Annotated in this window: 25 protein-coding genes, 1 tRNA gene and 1 riboswitch; of the genes, 11 read left to right on the forward strand and 15 right to left on the reverse strand. The window is 64.5% G+C overall.

The features are described from left to right. Window positions 1-24 precede the first annotated feature (24 nt). Complete coding sequence (locus tag LI72_RS04845; protein WP_033924707.1) at window positions 25-711, reverse strand: DJ-1/PfpI family protein; 687 nt, start codon at window positions 709-711, stop codon at window positions 25-27. A gap of 19 nt (window positions 712-730) precedes the next feature. Beyond that, window positions 731-814: riboswitch (ZMP/ZTP riboswitch) on the reverse strand. Between the two features lie 149 nt (window positions 815-963). Between LI72_RS04845 and LI72_RS04850 the strand changes: the two genes are divergently transcribed. Beyond that, window positions 964-2,028, forward strand: a complete 1,065-nt coding sequence (locus tag LI72_RS04850; protein WP_033924708.1) for an MBL fold metallo-hydrolase — start codon at window positions 964-966, stop codon at window positions 2,026-2,028. Between the two features lie 7 nt (window positions 2,029-2,035). Here LI72_RS04850 and LI72_RS04855 read toward each other — a convergent pair whose 3' ends face one another. Continuing rightward, complete coding sequence (locus LI72_RS04855) at window positions 2,036-2,320, reverse strand: hypothetical protein (protein WP_033924709.1); 285 nt, start codon at window positions 2,318-2,320, stop codon at window positions 2,036-2,038. 120 nt (window positions 2,321-2,440) lie between these two features. Here LI72_RS04855 and polA point away from each other — a divergent pair, with 120 nt between their 5' ends. Both polA and LI72_RS04865 read left to right on the forward strand, forming a co-directional pair. Then, complete coding sequence (gene polA / locus LI72_RS04860; protein ID WP_033924710.1) at window positions 2,441-5,251, forward strand: DNA polymerase I; 2,811 nt, start codon at window positions 2,441-2,443, stop codon at window positions 5,249-5,251. Next, window positions 5,251-6,594 (forward strand): cation:proton antiporter, encoded by a 1,344-nt coding sequence (locus LI72_RS04865; RefSeq protein WP_081984635.1) that lies wholly within the window; start codon window positions 5,251-5,253, stop codon window positions 6,592-6,594. Before polA ends, LI72_RS04865 begins: the two co-directional genes overlap by 1 nt. 21 nt (window positions 6,595-6,615) lie before the next feature. Here the strand turns inward: LI72_RS04865 and LI72_RS04870 are convergent, their stop codons facing one another. Next, window positions 6,616-7,506 carry a prephenate dehydratase gene (locus tag LI72_RS04870; protein ID WP_033924711.1) on the reverse strand — a complete coding sequence of 297 codons (891 nt, stop codon included), beginning with the start codon at window positions 7,504-7,506 and terminating at the stop codon, window positions 6,616-6,618. Window positions 7,507-7,741: 235 nt separating this feature from the next. Between LI72_RS04870 and LI72_RS04875 the strand changes: the two genes are divergently transcribed. Next, complete coding sequence (locus tag LI72_RS04875) at window positions 7,742-8,386, forward strand: c-type cytochrome (protein WP_033925303.1); 645 nt, start codon at window positions 7,742-7,744, stop codon at window positions 8,384-8,386. Window positions 8,387-8,442: 56 nt separating this feature from the next. Here LI72_RS04875 and LI72_RS20270 read toward each other — a convergent pair whose 3' ends face one another. The 4 genes from LI72_RS20270 to LI72_RS19935 are packed head-to-tail and all read right to left on the reverse strand — an operon-like array spanning window position 8,443 to window position 10,811. Then, window positions 8,443-8,907: a DUF2721 domain-containing protein gene (locus LI72_RS20270; protein ID WP_052129511.1), complete on the reverse strand. Its 465-nt coding sequence runs from the start codon at window positions 8,905-8,907 to the stop codon at window positions 8,443-8,445. A gap of 59 nt (window positions 8,908-8,966) precedes the next feature. Continuing rightward, a complete protein-coding gene (locus LI72_RS20275; protein WP_052129512.1) occupies window positions 8,967-9,854 on the reverse strand; it encodes a hypothetical protein in 888 nt (295 codons plus the stop codon). 5 nt (window positions 9,855-9,859) lie between these two features. Continuing rightward, entirely contained in the window at window positions 9,860-10,624 is a 765-nt protein-coding gene (locus tag LI72_RS04890; protein ID WP_033924712.1) for a hypothetical protein, read from the reverse strand. 22 nt (window positions 10,625-10,646) lie between these two features. Then, complete coding sequence (locus tag LI72_RS19935) at window positions 10,647-10,811, reverse strand: hypothetical protein (RefSeq protein WP_156139484.1); 165 nt, start codon at window positions 10,809-10,811, stop codon at window positions 10,647-10,649. A 114-nt stretch (window positions 10,812-10,925) separates the two neighbouring features. Between LI72_RS19935 and LI72_RS04895 the strand changes: the two genes are divergently transcribed. Both LI72_RS04895 and LI72_RS04900 read left to right on the forward strand, forming a co-directional pair. Next, entirely contained in the window at window positions 10,926-11,390 is a 465-nt protein-coding gene (locus LI72_RS04895; protein ID WP_052129513.1) for a PaaI family thioesterase, read from the forward strand. Between the two features lie 3 nt (window positions 11,391-11,393). Further along, complete coding sequence (locus LI72_RS04900; protein WP_081984638.1) at window positions 11,394-11,816, forward strand: PaaI family thioesterase; 423 nt, start codon at window positions 11,394-11,396, stop codon at window positions 11,814-11,816. On the opposite strand, the gene LI72_RS04905 is transcribed toward LI72_RS04900, so the two are convergent. Genes LI72_RS04905 through argH form a run of 4 tightly spaced genes read right to left on the reverse strand, consistent with a single transcriptional unit; the run spans window position 11,785 to window position 15,475 of the window. After that, a complete protein-coding gene (locus tag LI72_RS04905) occupies window positions 11,785-12,573 on the reverse strand; it encodes a precorrin-2 dehydrogenase/sirohydrochlorin ferrochelatase family protein (RefSeq protein ID WP_033924713.1) in 789 nt (262 codons plus the stop codon). The genes LI72_RS04900 and LI72_RS04905 overlap by 32 nt on opposite strands. Continuing rightward, on the reverse strand, window positions 12,570-13,826 hold the full coding sequence (gene lysA, locus LI72_RS04910; RefSeq protein ID WP_033924714.1) for a diaminopimelate decarboxylase: 1,257 nt from the start codon (window positions 13,824-13,826) through the stop codon (window positions 12,570-12,572). The genes LI72_RS04905 and lysA overlap by 4 nt, the downstream gene beginning before the upstream one ends. A gap of 18 nt (window positions 13,827-13,844) precedes the next feature. Further along, complete coding sequence (locus LI72_RS04915) at window positions 13,845-14,099, reverse strand: hypothetical protein (RefSeq protein ID WP_331377995.1); 255 nt, start codon at window positions 14,097-14,099, stop codon at window positions 13,845-13,847. Window positions 14,100-14,101: 2 nt separating this feature from the next. Further along, on the reverse strand, window positions 14,102-15,475 hold the full coding sequence (gene argH / locus LI72_RS04920) for an argininosuccinate lyase (protein ID WP_033924715.1): 1,374 nt from the start codon (window positions 15,473-15,475) through the stop codon (window positions 14,102-14,104). 19 nt (window positions 15,476-15,494) lie between these two features. Here argH and LI72_RS04925 point away from each other — a divergent pair, with 19 nt between their 5' ends. Beyond that, a complete protein-coding gene (locus LI72_RS04925) occupies window positions 15,495-16,100 on the forward strand; it encodes a TlpA family protein disulfide reductase (protein WP_231562362.1) in 606 nt (201 codons plus the stop codon). Window positions 16,101-16,107: 7 nt separating this feature from the next. On the opposite strand, the gene LI72_RS04930 is transcribed toward LI72_RS04925, so the two are convergent. After that, a complete protein-coding gene (locus LI72_RS04930; RefSeq protein ID WP_033924717.1) occupies window positions 16,108-16,305 on the reverse strand; it encodes a hypothetical protein in 198 nt (65 codons plus the stop codon). 114 nt (window positions 16,306-16,419) lie between these two features. Continuing rightward, a tRNA-Val gene (locus LI72_RS04935) sits at window positions 16,420-16,495 on the reverse strand. 144 nt (window positions 16,496-16,639) lie between these two features. On the opposite strand from LI72_RS04935, the gene rph reads away from it, so the two are divergent. Genes rph through LI72_RS04955 form a run of 4 tightly spaced genes read left to right on the forward strand, consistent with a single transcriptional unit; the run spans window position 16,640 to window position 20,107 of the window. Beyond that, a complete protein-coding gene (gene rph, locus LI72_RS04940) occupies window positions 16,640-17,353 on the forward strand; it encodes a ribonuclease PH (protein ID WP_033925309.1) in 714 nt (237 codons plus the stop codon). 4 nt (window positions 17,354-17,357) lie between these two features. Then, window positions 17,358-17,984, forward strand: a complete 627-nt coding sequence (gene rdgB, locus LI72_RS04945) for an RdgB/HAM1 family non-canonical purine NTP pyrophosphatase (protein WP_033924718.1) — start codon at window positions 17,358-17,360, stop codon at window positions 17,982-17,984. After that, window positions 17,981-19,180, forward strand: coding sequence for a radical SAM family heme chaperone HemW (gene hemW, locus LI72_RS04950; RefSeq protein ID WP_052129515.1), 1,200 nt, complete (start codon window positions 17,981-17,983; stop codon window positions 19,178-19,180). The genes rdgB and hemW overlap by 4 nt, the downstream gene beginning before the upstream one ends. Window positions 19,181-19,192: 12 nt before the next feature. After that, entirely contained in the window at window positions 19,193-20,107 is a 915-nt protein-coding gene (locus LI72_RS04955; protein WP_033924719.1) for a tyrosine recombinase XerC, read from the forward strand. A 19-nt stretch (window positions 20,108-20,126) separates the two neighbouring features. On the opposite strand, the gene LI72_RS04960 is transcribed toward LI72_RS04955, so the two are convergent. Then, window positions 20,127-20,744, reverse strand: coding sequence for a DedA family protein (locus tag LI72_RS04960; RefSeq protein WP_033924720.1), 618 nt, complete (start codon window positions 20,742-20,744; stop codon window positions 20,127-20,129). A gap of 2 nt (window positions 20,745-20,746) precedes the next feature. Further along, complete coding sequence (gshB, locus tag LI72_RS04965; RefSeq protein WP_033924721.1) at window positions 20,747-21,691, reverse strand: glutathione synthase; 945 nt, start codon at window positions 21,689-21,691, stop codon at window positions 20,747-20,749. Window positions 21,692-21,698 lie beyond the last annotated feature (7 nt).

A 21,698-nucleotide genomic window follows, 5' to 3' on the forward strand; every position in this document is an offset into this window, starting at 1 on the left:
GAAACCTTCCGGCCCTTTTTCGTGTCAGGCGGTGGCGTTCAGAGCCGCTTCCATCTCGGCCGATCGCGCGTCGTAGAACCGTGACTGCATCATCTGGACGATGTGGGACGGGCTGGTCGCTGGCGTTCCTCCCACGAACGGCGGTGCGGGGTCGTATTCGAAATTGAGCTGCAGCGAGCGCGCGACATCCTCACCGTGCAGATGCGCGATGATGGTGAGCGCAAAGTCGATGCCCGAGGTCACGCCGCCAGCGGTGACGACATTGCCATCGAACACGGTGCGTGCGTCTTCATGCACTGCGCCAACCATGGGGAGCAGGCTGGCATAGCCCCAGTGCGTCGTCGCGCGCTTGCCTTGAAGCAAACCTGCCCGTCCGAGGATGAACGCGCCGGTGCACACGCTGGTGATCCATTGCGCGCGAGATGCCTGGTTGCTCACGATTTCGATCAGCCGTGCATTGCTGAGTGCGGGCGCAACACCCAGGCCACCGGGCACGCACAGCAGATCGGCCTGCGGGCAATCTTCGAACGTCACCGTCGGCATGATGCCAAAGCCGACATCGGTCATCACCGGATCGAGGCTAGCCGCAGCGACATGCACCTTGGCCCCGGGCATCCGGCACAGGAACTGCGCAGGTCCGGTGAAATCGAGCTGGGTCACATTGTCGAACAGGACGAAGACGACATTGTATGCGGGTGGTGCTTGGGTCATGGGCCATGCCTTTCGATCAGCAGATTGCCCAGGCGCGCGACATGAAAAATCTGCCCGCTCCCCGATGGTGGTCCATCTCGATGCGCCAGTTGCGGACGGCCCCAAGTGTACGGCGCGCTGACTGCTCTGCCAAGGGACCTTTTTGCTCGGGCTTTATCCCGTTCGATCCAGGACTGGTTGCGCGCTAGATCGGGCTAGCCATCCCCTCTATATTATGACATAATCTGTGACATAACATCGAGGGGATGGCCGATGCGCCGCGTGTTTCTGATTGCCGTGTTGATGGTGGGCATTGCCGCCGGACTGTGGATGGCGCGCGATCCGTTGGGCGAATTTGTCTATGGTCGCGCCGTGAAGGCCGGTTACGGCACCGACGTGACGGCAGGGCTCGACGATGGCCTGCATGTCATCCTGTGCGGTACGGGTTCGCCCCTGCCCGACCCCGATCGATCCGGCCCCTGCGCTCTGGTGATCGCAGGCAAGCAGGTGCTGCTGGTGGATGCAGGCTCGGGTGCGGGACGCAGGATCGGGCAGATCGGGGTGCCATTGGGCAAGATCGACGCGACCCTCCTCACCCATTTCCATTCGGATCATATCGATGGGCTGGGCGAGGTCCTGATGCTGCGCTGGGCGGCGAGCAGGCGGACCATCCCAATGCCGGTCTATGGCCCGGAAGGCGTCGACAAGGTCGTCAGCGGCTTCGATACCGCCTATACTGCGGATTACGGCTATCGCATTGCGCATCACGGCGCGGATATCATGCCGCGCAGCGGTGCAGGCGCGCGGGCATTCACCATCTCGAGAAGTGCCGAAGCCCAGACCATCTTCGCGAAAGATGGGCTCAAGGTGCAGGCCTTCGCGGTCAAGCACGATCCGGTCGAGCCGGCGCTGGGCTATCGCTTTGACTACAAGCGGCGATCGGTGGTGATCAGCGGCGACACCGCACCGACCGCGACCGTCGCGCGCATGTGCAAGGGATGCGATGTGCTGGTGCACGAGGTCTTGAACCCTCAGATGGTGGGCAAGATCGCCGCCACCGCCAAGGAAAGGGGCGATCGGCGGATTGCCAAGATCATGTCGGATATTCCCGGCTATCACAGTTCACCGGTGGCCGTGGCGGGGATCGCCCGGCAGGGAAATGCGAAGATGCTGGTGTTCACCCATGTCGTGCCGCGGATGCCGACGCGGCTTCTCCACCCCTATTTTCTGCGCGGTGTCGCGGACGCCTATTCGGGGGACGTGGTGATGGGAGAGGATGGAATGCTGATCAGCCTGCCCGCCCGATCCGATCGGATCAAGCGGGCAGAGCTGCTCTAGACTGAAATCATTTCGTCTCGCGCTCGACTTCGCGCTCGGCTTCGTCCCACTCCCGCTCGATCTTGTCGCCGGCCTTTTCAGCCTCGGCATCGAGATTCTTGGCAGCTTCGTCGACGCTCGCTTCGACATCGTCCATGGTGTTGTCGATCACTTCGCCTGCGGTATCGACATTGGCTTCGATATCATCCCCCGCGGCTTCCGCGGCGGCATCCGCCTTGTTTTCGGTCTCGGCCGAACAGGCCGCCAGACCCAAGGCAAGTGCAGCGACGCTGGCAATTGAAAGACTACGCATAATTTTACTCCATGATGACAGCGCCCAGATAGCGCCTGACCCGCCGGGGTTACGCATCGGGGTAACGTCCCGTTCCAAAATTGCATGACCCTGCGATGAGGCGCTGCTATCGCTGCCGCCATGGCACAGCAGAACCACCTCTATCTCGTCGACGGATCGTCCTATATCTTCCGCGCCTATCATCGGCTGCCCCCGTTGACCAATCCGCAAGGAACGCCGGTGGGCGCGGTCTATGGCTATACCACGATGCTGTGGAAGCTGGCAGACGATCTGCACAAGGCCGATGGCCCGACCCATATGGCGGTCATCCTCGACAAGAGCTCGCAGAGTTTCCGCAACGAACTGTACGACCAGTACAAGGCGCACCGCCCTGCCCCGCCCGAGGATCTGGTCCCCCAGTTCCCGCTGATCCGCGATGCAACGCGCGCCTTTTCGATGCCATGCATCGAGGAGGACAATGTCGAGGCCGACGATATCATCGCCAGCTACGCGGTCGATGCGCTTGCCAAGGGCTGGAAGGTCACCATCGTCAGCTCCGACAAGGACCTGATGCAGCTGATCCAGCCCGGGCTCGACATGCTCGATACGATGAAGAACGCGCGGCTGGGGCCTGAAGCGGTGATGGAAAAGTTCGGCGTGCTTCCCGAGCAGCTGGGCGACGTGCTCGCGCTGATGGGCGATGCGGTGGATAACGTGCCCGGCATCCGCGGCGTCGGTCCCAAGACGGCATCGAAGCTGATCGTCGAACATGGCGATCTGGAAAGCGTGCTCGCGGCCGCACCCGCGATGAAGCCCTCGAAGCTTCGGGACAGCCTGGTCGAGCAGGCCGAGATGGCGAGGCTCAGCAAGGTGCTGGTGACACTCAAGGACGATTGCCCGCTGCCCAATGAGCTCGACGATTTCCTGCTCAAGGACATCCCGCCCGAACCGCTGGGCGCCTTCCTGCAGCTTCACGGCTTTACCAGTCTGCTGCGAAAGCTGGGGGCGAGCGGTCCGGCGGATGCGCCCGCGCCATCCTCGGCGGGATCATCAGACCAGGGCGCACCCCGATCCGACAATGCGATCAAGCCGCAGGCACTGGCGATGCCGCCGATCGATGTTGATGCCTATGCGTGCGTCCAGGATATCGCGACGCTCGACGCCTGGATCGCACGCGCCCATGCCGCAGGCACGATCGCGGTGGACACCGAAACCGATTCGCTCGATTCGATGCAGGCGCGTCTGGTCGGCGTGAGCCTGGCCGTCGCGCCGGGCGAGGCCTGCTATATCCCGCTGGGGCATGGCGGCAGCGACATGTTCGCCGAAAAGCCCAGCCAGATCGCGATCGAGGATGCCATCGCTCGGTTGAAGCCGCTGCTGGAGGACGACAGCGTTCTCAAGATCGGCCAGAACATCAAGTACGACCTCAACGTGCTGGCGCGCCATGGCATCATGGTCGCCCCGATCGATGACACCATGGTGATGAGCTTCATGCTGGATGCTGGCCAGGAATTCGGCAGCGGCGGCCACGGGATGGACGCGCTGGCGCAGCGGCATCTGGGCCACGATTGCATCAGCTTCAAATCGCTGACTGGCACCGGCAAGAAGCAGATCGGCTTCAACGAGGTCCCGCTGAGCGATGCCACGCGCTATGCCGCCGAAGACGCCGATGTGACGCTGCGGCTTTGGCACGTGCTGCGTCCGCGCATGCCGGTGGAAGGCGCAACCCGCGTGTACGAGATGGTCGATCGCCCGCTGATCCCGGTGGTTGCCGCGATGGAGCGCAACGGCATCAGGGTCGATCGCGAGCAGCTTGCGGCGCTTAGCCAGGACTTTGCCACCCGCATGGCGGCGCTGGAAACCGAAATCCATGCGCTGGCCGGGCAGAGCTTTTCGATCGGCAGCCCCAAGCAGCTGGGCGAAATCCTGTTCGAGAAAATGGGCCTGAAGGGCGGCAAGAAGGGCAAGACCGGCGCCTATTCCACCGACGTCACCGTGCTGGAAAAGCTGGCGGGCGAAGGATCGGAGATATCGCGCAAGGTGCTCGACTGGCGGCAGCTGTCCAAGCTCAAGTCGACCTATACCGATGCGCTGCAGGAGCAGATCAACCCCGACACGGGCCGCGTCCACACCAGCTACAGCCTGGTCGGCGCGCAGACCGGGCGTCTGTCATCGACCGAACCCAATCTGCAGAACATTCCGATCCGCACCGAAATCGGCCGTCAGATCCGGCATGCCTTTGTTGCAGAGCCCGGCAATGTGATCCTCGCGGCCGACTATAGCCAGATCGAGCTGCGGCTTGCCGCGGCCATGGCCGATGTCGATTCTCTGCGCGATGCCTTTGCGCAAGGCGAGGATATTCACAACCGCACCGCGCAGGAGCTGTTCGGCGAAGTAAACCGCGATACGCGCGGCCGCGCCAAGACGATCAATTTCGCGATCCTCTACGGCATCTCGCGCTGGGGCCTGGCCGGTCGGCTTGAGGTCAGCGCAGATGAAGCGCAGGCGATGATCGACACCTATTTCCAGCGCTTTCCCGGCATCAACCGCTATATCGCCGAAACGATGGAAAAGGCACGCGAATGCGGCTTTACCGAGACCCTGTTCGGCAGGAAAACCCATTTCCCGCGGATCAATTCGAAGAACCAGGCCGAGCGCCAGGGCAGCGAGCGCGCCGCGATCAACGCGCCGATCCAGGGGACCAGCGCGGACATCATCAAACGGGCGATGGCGCGGATGCTGCCCGCGCTCGAGGCGGCCGGTCTGCCAAATGTGCGCATGCTGCTGCAGGTGCATGACGAACTGGTGTTCGAGCTGCCCGAGGGCGACGTGGAAGCGGCATCGGCGGTCATCCGTGCGGTGATGGAGGGCGCTGCGGAACCCGCGGTAACGCTCAGCGTACCACTGGGCGTAGAGATCGGCACCGGGCCGAGTTGGGGTGCCGCGCATTGATGTTTCACACTGTTCGCCAGATCATCGTCCCCAAGGCACCTGATCTGGATGTGACGGCTTACACCGACCCGATGTTCACCAGCGTGGTCGGCCAGTTTCTGCTGGAAAACTACAAATTGTGGCTGCTGGGGATTGGGCTGGTCGTTCTGCTGGTGGCCTGGCTGCCGCTGCTGCTCAAGAAGCTGCCCTTGTCGCTGCCGATCATTTTCGTCGGTCTGGGCATGGCGATGTTCACCTTCACCCCGCTCAGGCAGTTCTCGCCGCACCCCGTCGAATCGCCGATCCTGATCGAAAAGGCGACTGAGTTCATCGTCATCATCTCGCTGATGGGGGCAGGGTTGAAGATCAGTCGGCCGCTGAGCTGGTCCGGCTGGAAGATCACGGTGCGGCTGCTGGTGGTCGTGATGCCGCTGACCATCGCGCTGATCGCGGTGTCGGGGTCATGGATCCTCGGGCTGCCGCTGGCGTCGGCCCTGCTGCTCGGGGCCTGTCTTGCGCCGACGGATCCGGTGCTGGCGTCGGACGTCCAGATCGAGAAGCCCGATGGCGAAGACAGTGACGAGGCGCGCTTTGCGCTGACCTCGGAAGCCGGGCTCAACGATGCACTCGCCTTTCCTTTCGTGTATCTTGCGCTGGCTGCCAGCGCCGCCGGCCTTGGCTGGTCGACACTGGGTGTGTGGGCATGGCAGGATGTCGTCTGGCGGCTGGGTGTGGGCGCGCTGGTCGGCACCGCGGGCGGCTGGCTGCTCGGTCAGATCATCTACCGGCTGCCGCAGGATACGCGGCTATCGCGCACCGGCGACGGCTTCATCGCGGTCGGAGCGACGCTTGCGATCTATGCACTGGCCGAATTCGCACATGGCTATGGCTTTCTGGCGGTGTTCATCGCCGGGCTGATCCTGCGACGCTCGGCAGATGGCGACGACTTCAACTCGGAACTGCATGATTTTGCCGACGAAACCGAGCGCCTGGTGATGATGGTGCTGCTGGTGCTGTTTGGCGGCATGCTGACCGGTGGCGAGCTAGTGTCGAACATCGGGTGGACCAACGTTCTTGTGGCCGGACTTGTGCTGCTCGTGATCCGACCTGTCATCGGCTATCTGGCGCTGATCGATATCGATCGTCCGCCGCTCGAACGCTTCGTTATCGCGTTTTTCGGTATCCGCGGGCTCGGGTCGGTCTATTATCTCGCGTTCGGGCTAAACCACGGCGATTTCGATGGTCAGCACATCCTCTGGGAGACGCTGGGGCTGATCGTGCTGGGATCGATCCTGCTGCACGGCCTGACCGTGACACCGGTCATGCGCCTGCTCAACCGGCGGATCGGCAAGCCCGTGGATTGATCCGCGGGCCTGGCATCCCGATCACTCGCGCGATAGCGCCTGCGGATAGACGCCCAGGATACGCACCCATTTGCTGTGATGGCCCAGAACCTCAAGCGCGCGATCGACCGCAGGCTGACCGGGCATGCCTTCGATATCGGCGTAGAATTCCGCCGCGGCAAAGCTGCCATCGCGGATATAGCTTTCCAGCTTGGTCATGTTGATGCCGTTGGTGGCAAAGCCGGACAGCGCCATGAACAGAGCTGCGGGAATGTTCTTCACCTCGAACACGAAGGTCGTCATCACCTTGCCGGAATCGGGCATGGGGTCGTCGCGATGGCCGGCGAGAACGACGAAGCGAGTCATGTTGTGTGCGGCATCCTCGATACCTTCGACCACCACCTTTAGCCCGAACACTTCGCCCGCCAGCCTTGATGCCACCGCGCACAGCCCGGGCTCTTCCGATTCGGCCACGAAAGCTGCCGCGCCCGCCGTATCCGGATAGCTCACCGGTTCCATGCCATTGGCGCGCAGATAATGCCGCGTCTGGCCCAGCGCCTGCGGATGACTCACCGCCGAATGATAGGGGCCATCACCCTTGGCGAGCAGGCAGTGGCGTACAGGCAGGAAATATTCCGCAACAATCGTCAGCCCGCTTTCGGGCAGCAGAAAGTGGATGTCGGCTACCCGCCCGTGCTGGGAGTTCTCGATGGGGATAATCGCGCGCGATGCGCGGCCGTCTTTCACCGCATCCATCGCATCCTGGAACGAGAAGCATGGCAGCGGATGCCAGTCCGGCGCAAAGCCCGATGCCGCGATGTGCGAAAAGGCTCCGGGCGCACCCTGATACGCAATCGCGCGCTCAGGCTCTGCGGCAGCGATTCGCGCCATGTCGTCAACCATCCGACGGGCGATCTGGGGATAGCTTTGCATGGGCAGGGCGCATAGGCAGGCTGGGCCGTAACGACAAGGCGAAATCGCGCGTGTCGGGGCTTGCAGAGCGCCCGGACCATGATTAGAGGGGGCGGCGGACCGGCTTGTTGCGACGCGGCAACAGGCCTGATCATTACGCTGAGAGGCCCGGCTGTTGTAGCCGGTCTGATCGGATGACGACCTTTCAAGGCGCCGTGCCACCATGGCGTCTGCACAAAAGATGAGGCAACAGGGCATGCAGGACAGCAGAAACACGATTGCAGGTTGGGTTCTTGCAGGGGGCATCGCCGCCCTTGGCCTGTCGATCATCAGCGGCAAGGTGTTCCATGCCGACAAGCCCGAGCGTCCCGAGAAGCTGGGCTATGTGATCGAAGGCGTCGTGTCTTCGGAAGGCGAAGGCGCAGCTGCCGAAGTGCCGATCGCAACGCTGCTCGCCAGCGCCGACCCTGCCAAGGGCGAAAAGGTGTTCGCCAAGTGCTCGTCGTGCCACTCGATCAACAGCGGCGGCGCCAACGGGATCGGTCCCAACCTGTACGGCGTGCTCGGCAAGCCCCATGCCTCGGTCGCGGGCTTCGCCTATTCGGATGCTCTGAAGAGCAAGTCGGGTCCTTGGACCTTCGAGGAAATGAACGCCTGGCTCACCTCGCCCAAGGCCTATGCCGATGGCACCAAGATGAGCTTCGCAGGCCTGGGCAAGGCTGAAGACCGTGCCAATCTGATGGCGTGGATGAACACCCAGACCGGCAGCCCGCTGCCGCTGCCTGCGGCTCCCGCAGCCGATGCGGCCCCCGCGGCCGAGGGCGAAGAAGCTCCTGCCGCGGCTGAAGGCGAAGCGGCACCGGCTGCTGACGCCGCCGCTGCAGCGCCCGCTGCCAGCTGATCGGGATCGAAAACCAGGTCTTCAAAAGGGCTCCGCCAGCGATGGCGGGGCCCTTTTCATTCATCATCCAGCCGCAGCAGGCTTTCCTCGATCCGGATGTTGCGGGTCGCGAGCCGGATTTCGGCAATGAACAGCAGCAGCCCCGAGATCAGCAGCACCATCGCCAGGATGAATCCGCCGGCGACGATCTGGCCGAAGCGATAGCCGGTCAGCGACAGCACGAAGATCGAGGCAATCACCAGCGCCACCGTCACCGCGCTCAAAGTACCCATCAGGATCGCCTTGTTCACGATCCCGGCACGCCGGTCGAGAATGCGCAGCTCGTTCACCACCTGCACATGCGCGTCGCCTTCGGTGCGATGGAACTCCGCCATCTGGACGCGCTCGCGATCGATCACCCGCGCCAGCCGGTTGGCAAACATCTGCAGGATATTGCCCGTCGCCAGGAGCAGGAAGGCGGGCGCCATCGCGATCTGGATCAGCCGCCCGATCTGCCCGATATCGAAATCCGTGATGAGCATGCTTCCGGCTTCCCCCGCGTGGATTGTACCGGGCGACAATAGCCAGCCGCTCTGCCCCATCAATCGCCAATCGCGGCGCGGCATCTGCGCGCCAACCATGTCGATCCGCCGGGATCGTAGCGCGCGATGAGCGTGCGGCGCGCCTCGTCCTGCTGCTCTGCCGATGCCAGCGCGGAGAGCGCCGACCAGCGCAGCCGCTCCTCCGGATGCTGGCGTGCGATCGTGTCCAGGATGTCGCCTGCCGTTTGCGGCGCGAGCATGAGCGCCAGACGGGCCAGCGTATCGCCCGTGCATCCTGTCAGCACCCGCGCGATCGTGGAGGTGGCAAGATCATACTGAAACTGGTCGGTCCAGCGCTGGCTGGGCGTGCTGTGCATCAGGTTGATCGACACCGACAGGCTGGCGGGCGCGTGCTGGCAATGGACATCGCGGCGGGCGCGATAATGCATCAGCTGCCCCGGCACCAGCGTGCTGGTTCCCTTGGGAGTAAGCACGACTTTCTCCCCCACGACCCCGACGATGCTCTGCGGATCGACCTCGTAATGGTCGCTGCCATAGCCGGGGCCATGATAACCGATGGTCAGAAAATCGAAATTATGGTCATGGGCGACCCCGTAGACAAAGGCCGCCGCACCGCTGTCGGCAAGCACGGCCTCTTCGTGCGATGGCCAGATGTTGGCGCGCATGAACCATCCCGCACGCGGCTTGCCCAGCATCATCACCTGGGGCGAATAGCCCTGCCCGCCCTCCCTCCGACAACCTTGGCTGAGTTCGGTCAGCGCGAGTTCGCCCAAGAATTTTCGGTTTGCTGCCAACCTCGCCAGCCAGTGCGCTGCATGAGCCACCGACGCCGGATCATCCGGAGCAAAGCCCGATGCATCAAGGGCCGCCAGGTATTCCGCGAGGCTGCAGGCTTCGGCCGTGTCGGTTGCAATGGGTATCGCCATGACGATCAGGTCGGGTCGCGAAGATCGGGATAACGGGCGAGCAAGCTGTCACGCAGCTGGGATGCCTGGTGGCGGATCTGAGAGTCCGGATCGTCGCGCAACAGGTCTTCGAGCAGGGCAAAGCCGGCACGAGACTCAAGCGCCAGTGCTTCCATGACGGCATGCCAGCGCAAATGGGCTGGCCAGTCCGGCATGCCGTCTCGAACGACCGACACAGCCTCACCGACCCCCAGCGAGCGGAGCAAGGACAGAGTCATCCGTATCCGCCCCTCGTGCGATTGGGCCTGGCGGACGCGCACCACTGCGCCGCTTTGGCTGTCGCACTCGACCGCCTGCCGCGCTAGCGGATCTCGGGCGACCAGTCGCAGGATCACCGCATCCGCGCCGACGTGGGTGAAGCGCAATGCCTCCATGGCGTTGGCAAGCGCGAATTCCTGTCCCGGCCCGATCTTGAGCGGCGGGTTGGGGATGGCCCGAAGCGAACCCTTGGCGGATATGAGTTCGTGCTGCTGCACCACCAGATCGTCTGCAATCAGGACCTTGAGCCGCGTCCAGCCGTCGGCGAAATCGATCATTCCGGGGTCGCCACCAAGCCCGGTCCTGCGTGCCTGCCACGCGGCGGCATCGACAATCGCCAGCGACAGGTGGACCCGGCCATCGTCGAGCATCACCAAGGATTGCAGCACGGGATCGGCATAGCCGCCCGGCAGGTCTGCAGGATGCTGCGCCATGCTCGCCAGCCTTTCCTGCAGCCAGGCCTGCGGGCTCATCGGTCGCGACCGCCGCGCAGCGTCAATGGCCGCCTTCGTAGACCATGATCACCGCGATGATCCAAAGGTCGTCCGTGACACCCAGCGCGGGTCCGTCATTCAACCGCGCGCCGTGCAGCGCGACGGGATTGGCGAAGCCGGGAAGTTCGGTGATGTGAATGACAGGGGGCTTGCAGTCTGCGGCCATGAACAGCTTCCTTCGTGCGGCGGGTTGACGAACAGGCGGCAGCGTGCAGAGTTCACGGCACAATTTCCAATTATCGTCCGTTAATCGGACCGGCCAGGAATCGAGCCCGCCTGCATGACCGACACATCTCCCGCATCACCCGGCAAGGGCGGCGCTTTCGACCCCAGCATGTTCCATGGCCTGATATCTTCGGTGGGGCATGGCGGACATCTGGGCATGCGTTATCGCGCGCATGGCGACAGCTGGGTGGAGCTGGAACTGCCCTATGCCGAAACGCTGATCGGCGATGTCGAGACCGGGGTTATCGCCTCCGGCCCGATCATCAGCCTGATGGACAGCGCCACCAGTCTTTCGGTGTGGACCGCCATCGGCGAATTCCGCCCGCAGGTGACGCTCGACCTGCGTGTCGACTACATGCGCCCCGCCACGCCCGGCAAAGCCGTGATCGGGCGCGGCGAATGCTACAAGGTCACTCGGTCGATGGCGTTCGTGCGCGGCATTGCGCATGACGGCGACCCCGACGATCCGGTGGCGCATGTCGCGGGCACCTTCATCCGTATCGAAAACTTTCTGGGCTGAACCATGAACGCTGACGCCATCATCTCGACCGTGCGCGGCTTCATGCCGCCATTCGCCACCTCGATGGGCATGACCGTTGATCATCTGCACGAGGGCCTGCCGGTGATTGCCTTCGACTATGGCCCGCAGGTCATGGGCCGTCCCGGGTATCTGCACGGCGGCGCGATGAGCGGGCTGCTCGAGATCGCGGCGATCGCGGCGCTGCGGGTGACATTGGTCAGCGACGAAGGCGCGGTGAAGATCAAGCCGGTGAACATCACCATCAACTTCATGCGCGGCGGGCGCGAGGCGCGGACCTATGCGCTGGGCGAGGTGACGCGGATCGGCCGGCGGGTCGCCAATGTCGAGGCCAAGGCCTGGCAGGACGATCCCGGCAAGCCCATCGCCACGGTGTTCATGAATTTCCTGCTGACCCAGCCCAGCTGAGCCGCACCGTCACGCCCTCAGGCGCGATTTCATCATCCTCTGCCGCAACACGCATCGCGGCATCGGCACGAGCCCGCGCGAGGATCGCAGGCGGCATGTCGGCTGGATGCAGCACCAGATCGGCACTGCCCAGCAGACGCATGTGGCGCAGGGTCAGGTCTTCGGGGTCGGCAGACTGCAGGGTGATGGCATAGGCGCCCGCCGCCGTGCCTTCGCCGCCGCTGCTGATCCATCCGGACACCGCATCGCTACCGTGTTCGGCCAGCGGATCGAGCGCGCCGCCCGGGGCAAGCGCCGCATCGATCGCACGGCGGCGCTCTGCCCCGCCCGGCCAGCGATCGCGGATCGGCCCGCGTGCCGCATCGAGCGCCCGGGCGAGCACGCCCAGCCCCGCAGGCAGCATCCCTTCCAGTCGTTGGCGCAGCGCCTTGGCAAGCCCGGCAGAGGCACCGCCGGTACCTATGGCGATCAGCACCGGATCGCGGTCGATGATGGCGGGCGTGGTGAAATCGCACAGCGCGGGCCGGTCGACCGCGTTGACCAGCAGCCCCCGCGCTTTCAGCCGCTGCACCGCGGCGATCGCATCATCCTCGTCCTCGATCGCCACGATGGCAACCCGCGCGTCACGATCATCCTCGTCCACCCAGATACCGCCTGCCCGTTCGATCAGTCGTCGTTTGGCATCGGCCATGTCGCCGCTGCCGATCAGCATCACCGGCTTGTCGCGCAGGTTGAGGAAGATCGGCAGCTGGTTCACAGCCAGTCGGGTACCTGCTCTGCCGCCATGATCTCGGCCGGGCTGATGCGATTGGCGACGACGGCAAAGCGGTCGCCATCGACCAGTACCTCAGCCACGATGCCGCGGCTGTTGTAGCTGCTCGCCATCGTCGCGCCATAAGCGCCTGCGGTGCGGAAGATCGCCAGGTCCCCTGCGGCAACGGTGTCGATATCGCGGCCCATCGCGAAGGTGTCGCTGCTCTCGCAGATCGGGCCGACGATGTTCGCGCTCATCCGCGTGCCATCGGGCGCGACGGCTTCGAAATCGTGCCACGCGTCGTACAGAGCGGGCCGGGCCAGATCGTTCATCGCGGCGTCCACGACCACGAAGGGATCATGAATGCCGGGCTTGACCCGGATGACGCGGGTGAGCAGCACACCGGCGTTGCCGACGATCACGCGGCCTGGCTCGAACTGGATAACGGCATCCCAACCCTTCGTCACCCGCGCCACCAGCGCGCCATAATCGGCCGGCGATGGCGGATCATTGTCGGCCTGATACGGCACGCCCAGACCGCCGCCCAGATCGACATGGGTGATGGCATGGCCCGCGCCGCGCAGATGCGCCACCAGCTCGCCGATCTTGGCGAACGCCGCCTCGAGTGGATCGAGGCTGAGCAGCTGGCTTCCGATGTGCACGGCCACACCGCGCAAGGCGATGCCGGGAAGCTCGGACAAGCGCTGGTAGATGCCGGGGCCGACATGCAGACCGACGCCGAACTTGTTGTCCGCCTTGCCGGTGGAAATCTTGGCATGCGTGCCCGCATCGACATCGGGATTGATGCGCAACGACGCCGATGCGGTCAGGCCCATCGCATTCGCCACCTCGGCGAGCATCCGGCCTTCCTCTTCGGATTCGATATTGAACTGGCCGACGCCCTGAGCGAGCGCATGGCGCATTTCCGCCTCGGTCTTGCCGACACCCGAAAACACGATGTCACCGGCGGCAATGCCCGCCGCCAGGGCGCGGTCCATCTCGCCGGCTGACACGACATCCGCGCCATAGCCGCGCCCGGCCAGCACCTTGAGCACCGCCAGATTGGGATTGGATTTGACCGCAAACGCCAGATGCTTGCGCTCTACCCCAGCCAGCCCGTCGCGGAAGACATCGGCATGGCGTTCCAGCGTGGCGCGGGAATAGACATAGACCGGCGTACCGACCTCATCGGCGATGCGCGACAGCGGTACCTTTTCGGCAAACAGCTGCCCGTCCACCAGGGAGAAATGATCCATTGGGCTTGGAAACCTTGGTTATTCGGGGGGAAGATCGAACGGGTCGTCGGCGCGCGCCTCGGATTTGCGGCGAAGCTCGACATTGCGCTCCGGGCGCGACTGGGTGCTGGGTTCCAGCAACTGGTCCGGTGCGGCCGCACCCGATGTGCCGTAAGCCGGCGGCACCGGCTGCATGCCTTCGACCGCAGTCAGCTTCTGGCGGCTGCCGCAGGCGGGCAGCACCAGCAGCGCAGCAGCCGCTGCGGCAAACAGCATGTGGGGCAAACGCACCATGGTCATTCTCCTGCCAGCGCGGCACGGGCGCGGGCCACCTGCAGCCTTACCTGATCGGGTGCGGTGCCGCCATAGCTGTTGCGGCTGGCGACCGAGGCGTCGACCGACAGCGCGGGGTAGACCGCATCGGTGATCCGCGGATCGATCGCCTGCAGGTCTTCGATCGGCAGAGTATCGAGCGCCACGCCCCTGCCCTCGGCCAGCTTGACCACTGCGCCGGTGATGTGATGCGCTTCGCGGAACGGGATGCCAGCCTGGCGCACCAGCCAGTCGGCCAGATCGGTCGCGGTCGCAAAGCCGCGCTCGGTGGCCGTGCGCATCGCGTCGGTCACGAAGGTTGTCTCGGAAACCATGCCGGTCATCGCGGCAAGGCTCAGCATCAGCAGGCCTTCGCATTCGAACACCGGCGGCTTGTCGTCCTGCATGTCCTTGGAATAGGCAAGCGGCAGGCCCTTCATCGTGATCATCAGCGCGGTCTGGCAGCCGATGATCCGCCCGGCATGGCCGCGCACCAGCTCTGCGGCATCGGGGTTGCGCTTCTGCGGCATGATGGACGACCCGGTCGAGAAGCTGTCGGGCAGCTTGACGAAGCCATAAGGCTGGCTGGCCCAGATGATGAACTCTTCGGCGAGGCGAGAGAGGTGCAGGGCGCACTGCGAGGCGGCATTGAGATAATCGAGCGCAAAATCGCGATCCGACACCGCATCGAGCGAGTTGGCGGTGGGCCGGTCGAAACCCAGCGCGCTTGCGGTCATGTCGCGATCGATCGGAAAGCCCGTGCCGGCAAGCGCCGCCGAGCCCAGCGGGCTCTGGTTCATGCGTGCCCGCGCGCTGGCAAACCGATCGCGATCGCGCGCAAACATCTCGTAATAGGCGAGCAGATGGTGGCCGAGGGTGACCGGCTGGGCGATCTGCAGATGGGTGAAGCCGGGCATGATCGCATCGGCATGCTCGTCGGCACGCGCGACCAAAGCGGCCTGCAACGCCTTCAGCGCAGTATCGGCAGCGTCGCAGGCATCGCGCACCCAAAGGCGGAAGTCGGTGGCGACCTGGTCATTGCGCGATCGGGCGGTATGCAGTCGTCCCGCCGCCGGGCCGATCAGTTCGGCCAATCGCGCTTCGACATGCATGTGGATGTCCTCGAGCGACCAGTCCTCGGTCACGCCATTGGCGGCATATTCCTGCGCGATCTGCTTGAGTCCTGCGGTGATCGCCTCGGCGTCTTCAGCGGGAATGATGCCTTGAGCGCCCAGCATCGCGACATGCGCGAGCGAGCCATCGATATCCTGCCGCCACAGCGCCTTGTCGAACGGGATGGAAGCATTTATGGCCCGCATCACGTCGGATGGCCCGGCGGCAAAGCGTCCGCCCCACATGCTGTTGGAGTTGTTTCCCATGCCTATCGCCCATCTTTCCAGCAGACGCCTCTGGCCGGTGGTGGCCCTGGCCGCGCTGGCAACTGGCGCGTGCGATAGGCAATCACCCGCCGGGGAGCAACCCGCAGGCACCGAAAAAACTGCAGAAAAGCAGGGTCCCTCGGTTCCGCTCTCGGGCACGCTCGATATCTCGCAACGCGGCAAGGCCGCCCCGGACGTCACCTTCACCGATCCTGCCGGCAAGACCACCAGCCTCGCGGCGTTCAAGGGCAAGCCGGTGCTGGTCAACCTGTGGGCAACCTGGTGCGGTCCGTGCGTTGTCGAGATGCCGACGCTCGATGCGCTGGCGGCGCGCGAGAAGGACCGGCTGGTGGTGCTGACCGTGTCGCAAGACATGCAGAATCTCGACAAGATCAAGCCGTTCTTCGATCAGAAGGGCTTCAAGACGATCCAGCCGTTTACCGACAAGGAAAACAACCTGGGCTTCAGCTACATGACCGGCGTCATGCCGACCACGGTGCTTTATGACGCGCAAGGCAAGGAAGTGTGGCGGATGATCGGCGGGATGGATTGGAACGGCAGCCGCGCTTCTGCCCTGATGGAAGAGACGCTCGCCAAGGGTTGAACCGTGGCTACATCAGGATCGGCGCGATCACCCGGCAGCGCTTGCGCGCCGCCTCTTTCTTGATGCGCGGCGGCGACGGCATCACCCGGCGCTTGCCTGCGCAGTCCAGTGTCACCGGAGCGTTACGCTCGACCATCGCCAGCGATACCGGCGGGCCGGGAACAGTGCTCCCCAGGATCGCGGCAAGGATGAGATGGCTCGGCATGCGCGACGTGATGAATTTACATCCCTGACCAGTAGCTGAACAAAACCTGTCAGCCCCGATTTTCGATTCATCCTGTGGGAAGTGCGCAACACCGCATTGCGAGCGCCGGGATCATGGTGGGCGATGACAGGCTCGAACTGCCGACCCTCTCGGTGTAAACGAGATGCTCTACCAACTGAGCTAATCGCCCATGATCGCTTGAGTGTTGCGCCCCTGCCATTTTTGCATCGCCTGCGCAAGAGGGTGGTTGATCGGCTTGCCGCTTTCCAATCCGGCATCGCGCCGCTATCGGCGCTGGGACTACATCCGATCGCCACTCATGGAGAATCACCTTATGCGCCCATCAGGCCGCGCCCCCGACGAAATGCGGACCATCCAGATCGAAACCGGCTTCACCAAGCATGCCGAGGGCAGCTGCCTGATCAGCTTTGGCGATACCCGCGTGCTGGTGACCGCGAGCATCGAGGAACGCTTGCCGCCGTGGCTCAAGGGCAAGGGTGAAGGCTGGGTGACGGCCGAATATTCGATGCTGCCCCGCGCCACCCATACGCGCGGCCAGCGCGAAGCCGCCAAGGGCAAGCAGTCGGGCCGCACGCAGGAAATCCAGCGGCTGATCGGCCGCTCGCTGCGCGCGGTCGTCGATCTCAAGAAGCTGGGCGAGCGCCAGATCACCATCGACTGCGACGTCATCCAGGCCGATGGCGGCACGCGCACCGCGTCGATCTCGGGCGCCTGGGTGGCATTGCGTCTCGCCGTCAACGGACTGATGGCACAGGGTCTGCTCAAGGAAGACCCGATCACCGCCAAGGTCGCGGCGATCAGCTGCGGCATCCATCAGGGCACGCCGGTGCTCGATCTCGACTATATCGAGGATTCTAACGCCGATGCCGATGCCAATTTCGTGCTCATCGAGGGCGGCAACATCGCCGAGGCGCAGGCCACCGCCGAGGGCGCGCCCTATGATGAAGAAGCGCTGCTTCGGCTTCTGCGGCTGGCCCGCATGGGCTGCGCGCAGATCTTCGAAGCGCAGGACCGTGCGGTTTCGTGAACCCATGACCGCCCGCAAGCTCGAACCCGGCAGGCTGGTGATCGCCAGCCACAACCAGGGAAAGGTGCGCGAGATCCGCGCGCTGCTGGAGCCTTATGGCATCGAGCCGGTGTCCGCCGGGGACCTCGGCCTGCCAGAGCCCGAAGAAACCGGCACCAGCTTTGCCGAGAATGCGCTGCTCAAGGCGCATGCCTCGGCAAAGGCTGCGGGCTGCGTCGCGCTGGCGGATGACAGCGGGCTGTGCGTCGCGGCACTGGGCGGCGCGCCAGGTGTCTATACCGCCGACTGGGCCGAGCGGCAGTGGTTCGAGGGAGCGCCGGGGCGCGACTGGTACATGGCGATGGGCAAGGTCGAGGGACGGCTTGCCGAGATCGGCCCTGAAGCCGACCGCAGCGCCTATTTTGTCTGCACGCTCGCGCTCGCCTGGCCCGATGGCCATGCGGAGGTGTTCGAAGGCCGGGTCAACGGATCGCTCACCTGGCCCCCGCGCGGATTGCTGGGCTTCGGCTATGATCCGGTGTTCGTCGCCAGCGGACTTGACCAGACCTTTGCCGAGCTGGACCCTGCGCACAAGCACGCGATCAGCCACCGCGCCGATGCCTTTGCCAAGCTGGTCAAGGCGTGCTTTTGAAGGATAGCGAACCCCTCTCCCCTCCTGCAGGCGCGCGGGGAGAGGCGCTGGCGCTGTATATCCACTGGCCGTTCTGCGTCTCCAAATGCCCCTATTGCGACTTCAACAGCCATGTCCGCGAGAGCGTCGACATGGACCAGTGGCAGGCCGCCCTGCTCGCCGACCTCGCGCACGAGGCGTCCGTGTTGCCGGGTCGCACGCTGGGATCGATCTTCTTTGGCGGCGGCACGCCCTCCCTGATGCCGCCTGTGCTGGTCGAAGCGCTGATCGCCGAGGCGCAGCGGCATTGGCGGTTTGCCGACGATATCGAGATTACGCTCGAAGCCAATCCCTCGTCGGTCGAGGCGGCACGCTTTGCCGATCTCGCGAAGGCCGGAGTCAACCGGGTGTCGCTGGGGCTGCAAGCCCTCGATGATGCCACGCTCGGCTTTCTGGGCCGCGCGCATTTGGTCGACGAATCGCTGCGCGCGCTCGGCACCGCGCAGCAGCACTTCGGTCGCGTGTCGTTCGATCTGATCTACGCCCGCCCCGGCCAGTCGCTGGAGCAATGGGAGGCAGAGCTTGGCCGCGCGCTTGGCTTCGGGACGGGCCACCTGTCGCTGTATCAGCTGACCATCGAGCCCGGCACGCGGTTCGAGACGCTGGTACGCCGCGGCGATCTGGTCCCCGCCGATGACGACCATTGTGCCGATCTGTTCGATCTCACCCGCGCGCTGACCACAGCCGCCGGGCTCCCGGCGTACGAGATCAGCAACCACGCCCGCATCGGCGAACAAAGCCGTCACAACCTGACATACTGGCGCTATGGCGACTATGCCGGCATCGGCCCGGGCGCGCACGGACGTCGCGGCCACCTCGCCACCGAGCGTCATCGCAAGCCCGAAAACTATCTCTCGGCCATCGCGCGCAACGGGCATGGCCTCTCGGTCGAACGCCCGCTCGACGCCGCGACGCAGGCGACCGAGGCGCTGCTGATGGGCCTGCGGCTGGCCGAAGGGGTCGACCTGGACCGCATTGCTGCCCAATCGGGCATTGCGGCGTCACGACTGATCGACAGCAAGGCCGCGGCCCGGCTCGCCGAGCTGGCATTCATCGAGCACGATCACGAGCACGTGACCGTCACCGAAAAGGGCATGCCGCTGCTCGACGCCATCCTGGCCGAACTCGTCGCGATTGAGCCCGATGCACCGGTCTGATAGCCTGATCTCATGACTGAGCCATTGCCCGCCACCCGGTTGATCGAGCGCTGGCGCGGGCATCTGGCGGACAACCGGCGCCGCTCGCTGCATACCGTGCGTGCCTATGTCGCTACGGCCGAAAGGCTGGTCTCGTTCCTGGCCGAGCATTGGGGCGAGACGGCGGATGCCGCGAGGCTGGCGGCCGCGACCCAGGCCGATCTGCGCGCCTATCTGGCGTCAAGACGGGGGGATGGCCTTGCCAATCGCAGTGCTGCGCGCGAACTGTCCGCGATGCGCGGCTTCCTCGCCTTTGCCGCCGAACAGCAGGGCAGCACGATCGTGCCCCCGCGCCTCAAGGGACCGCGGATCAAGCGCAGCCTGCCCCGCCCGATCGCTCCCGATGACATCATGGCGCTGGGCCATGCGATGGCCGCGCGCGATGCTGCGGCGTGGGTGCAGGCGCGCGACTGGGCGGTGCTGTTGCTGCTCTATGGCGCAGGATTGCGCATCAGCGAGGCGACGGGCCTGACCGGCAGCGTCCTGCCCCTGGGCGAAACCTTGCGCGTGATCGGCAAGGGCGGCAAGCCGCGCGTCGTGCCGGTCCTGCCCCAGTTGCAACTGGCGATTACGCATTATGCAGAGCTTGTCCCCTTTGCGCTGGGGCCAGAAGAGCCGCTGTTCCGGGGCACGCGTGGCGGGCCGCTGTCGCCCGCACTGGTGCGCCGCGCGATGATGAATGCGCGCCGCCTGCTGGGCCTATCCGAAGACGCGACTCCGCATGCGCTTCGCCACAGCTTTGCCACACATCTGCTGGCAGGCGGGGCGGACCTGCGATCGCTGCAGGAATTGCTGGGGCATGCCAGCCTGTCATCGACGCAGATCTATACCCAGGTCGATGCCGCGCAGCTGCTGGATGTGTACGAAAGCGCGCATCCCCGCGCGTGATGAACCGTGACGAGCAGCGTTACTCGGCAGGCTGTTCGGCCTTTTGCGGGCGCCAGAAGATCACCCGCACGAGATAGGCCAGAACGATCAGCCCGATGACACCGGTCGAGATCGGCCCTGTCCAGGCGTCGATTTCCTCGACGCGCGAGCCCAATTGAAAGCCTATCCCTGCAAACACGATGTTCCACAGGCCTGCCCCGGCGAATGTCCATAACAGGAACTTGGTCCGGCTCATCGCGAAGATACCGGCAGGCAGCGAGATGAGCGTGCGCACCGTGGGAATCATCCGCGCAAAGAAGATGGTGGACGCGCCATGGCGATGGAACAGGCCGTTGAACCGGTCGATCTCGCGCCGGTCGAGCGTGAACCACCGGCCCCAGCGGTCGACGAAATGGTCGAGCCGCTGGATGCCGAACGAACGGCCAATCGCGTACCAGAAATAATTCCCGGCCACAGACCCGATGGTACCGGCCAGGATCACGACCCACAGATTGATATGCCCCTTGCCGGCCTCGATCCCGGCAAGTCCCATGATAAGCTCTGACGGGATCGGCGGAAACACGTTCTCCAGCGCCATCAACAGAGCGACGCCCCAGTATCCGCCGCTGGCCACCAGATTGAGGATGAAATCGTTCATGGTTATGTCTTCAGACGGGCATCGATCGCATCCCAGATCATCCCGGCGACATCGCTGTTGTTGAAAGCGCTGATCGCGACAATGCCGGTGGGCGACGTGACGTTGATCTCGGTCAGCCATTTGCCGCCGATCACATCAATACCCACGAACAGCAGTCCGCGTTCCTTGAGCTCGGGCCCCATCGCGTCGCAGATTTCCTGTTCGCGTGGCGTCAGCGTAGCGGATTCGGCATAGCCGCCGACCGCGAGATTGGACCGGAACTCGCCCTCGCCCGGCTTGCGGTTGATCGCGCCTGCCACCTTGCCGTCGACCAGCACGATGCGCTTGTCGCCTTGCGCCACTTCAGGGAGGAACGGCTGCACCATGAACGGCTCGCGCCAGATCTGACCGAACAGTTCGACCAGAGCCGACAGGTTCGCGCCATCCTCGCCGACCAGGAACACCGCCTTGCCGCCATTGCCGTGCAGCGGCTTGACCACGATCGCCCCGTGCTGCGCCTGGAAACGCTTCACCTCGTCGAGCGAACGGGTGACCAGAGTTGGCGGCATGAACCGCTCGAAATCAAGCACATAGACCTTTTCGGGCGCGTTGCGCACCGAGGCCGGATCATTGACCACCAACGTGCGCCCCTTGAGCCGCTCCAGGATATGCGTCGCGGTGATATAGCCGACATCGAACGGCGGGTCCTGGCGCATCAGCACGACATCGACATCCTCGCCCAGATCGAGCCGCACGGGATCGCCAAAGGTGAAATGATCGCCCTGAACGGCGCGAACGGTAACGGGGTGGGCGTGGCAGGTCACCTGCCCTGCCTCATAGGTCAGCGTCTCGACGTCATAATGGTATAGCGTATAGCCTCGCGCCTGCGCCGCGAGCATCAGGGCGAAGCTGCTATCGCCCTTGATGTTGATGCCGGGCATCGGGTCCATTTGCACCGCGATTTTCATGGGGAAA

Source organism: Sphingomonas sp. 35-24ZXX (assembly GCF_000786215.1).
GTDB lineage: Bacteria > Pseudomonadota > Alphaproteobacteria > Sphingomonadales > Sphingomonadaceae > Blastomonas.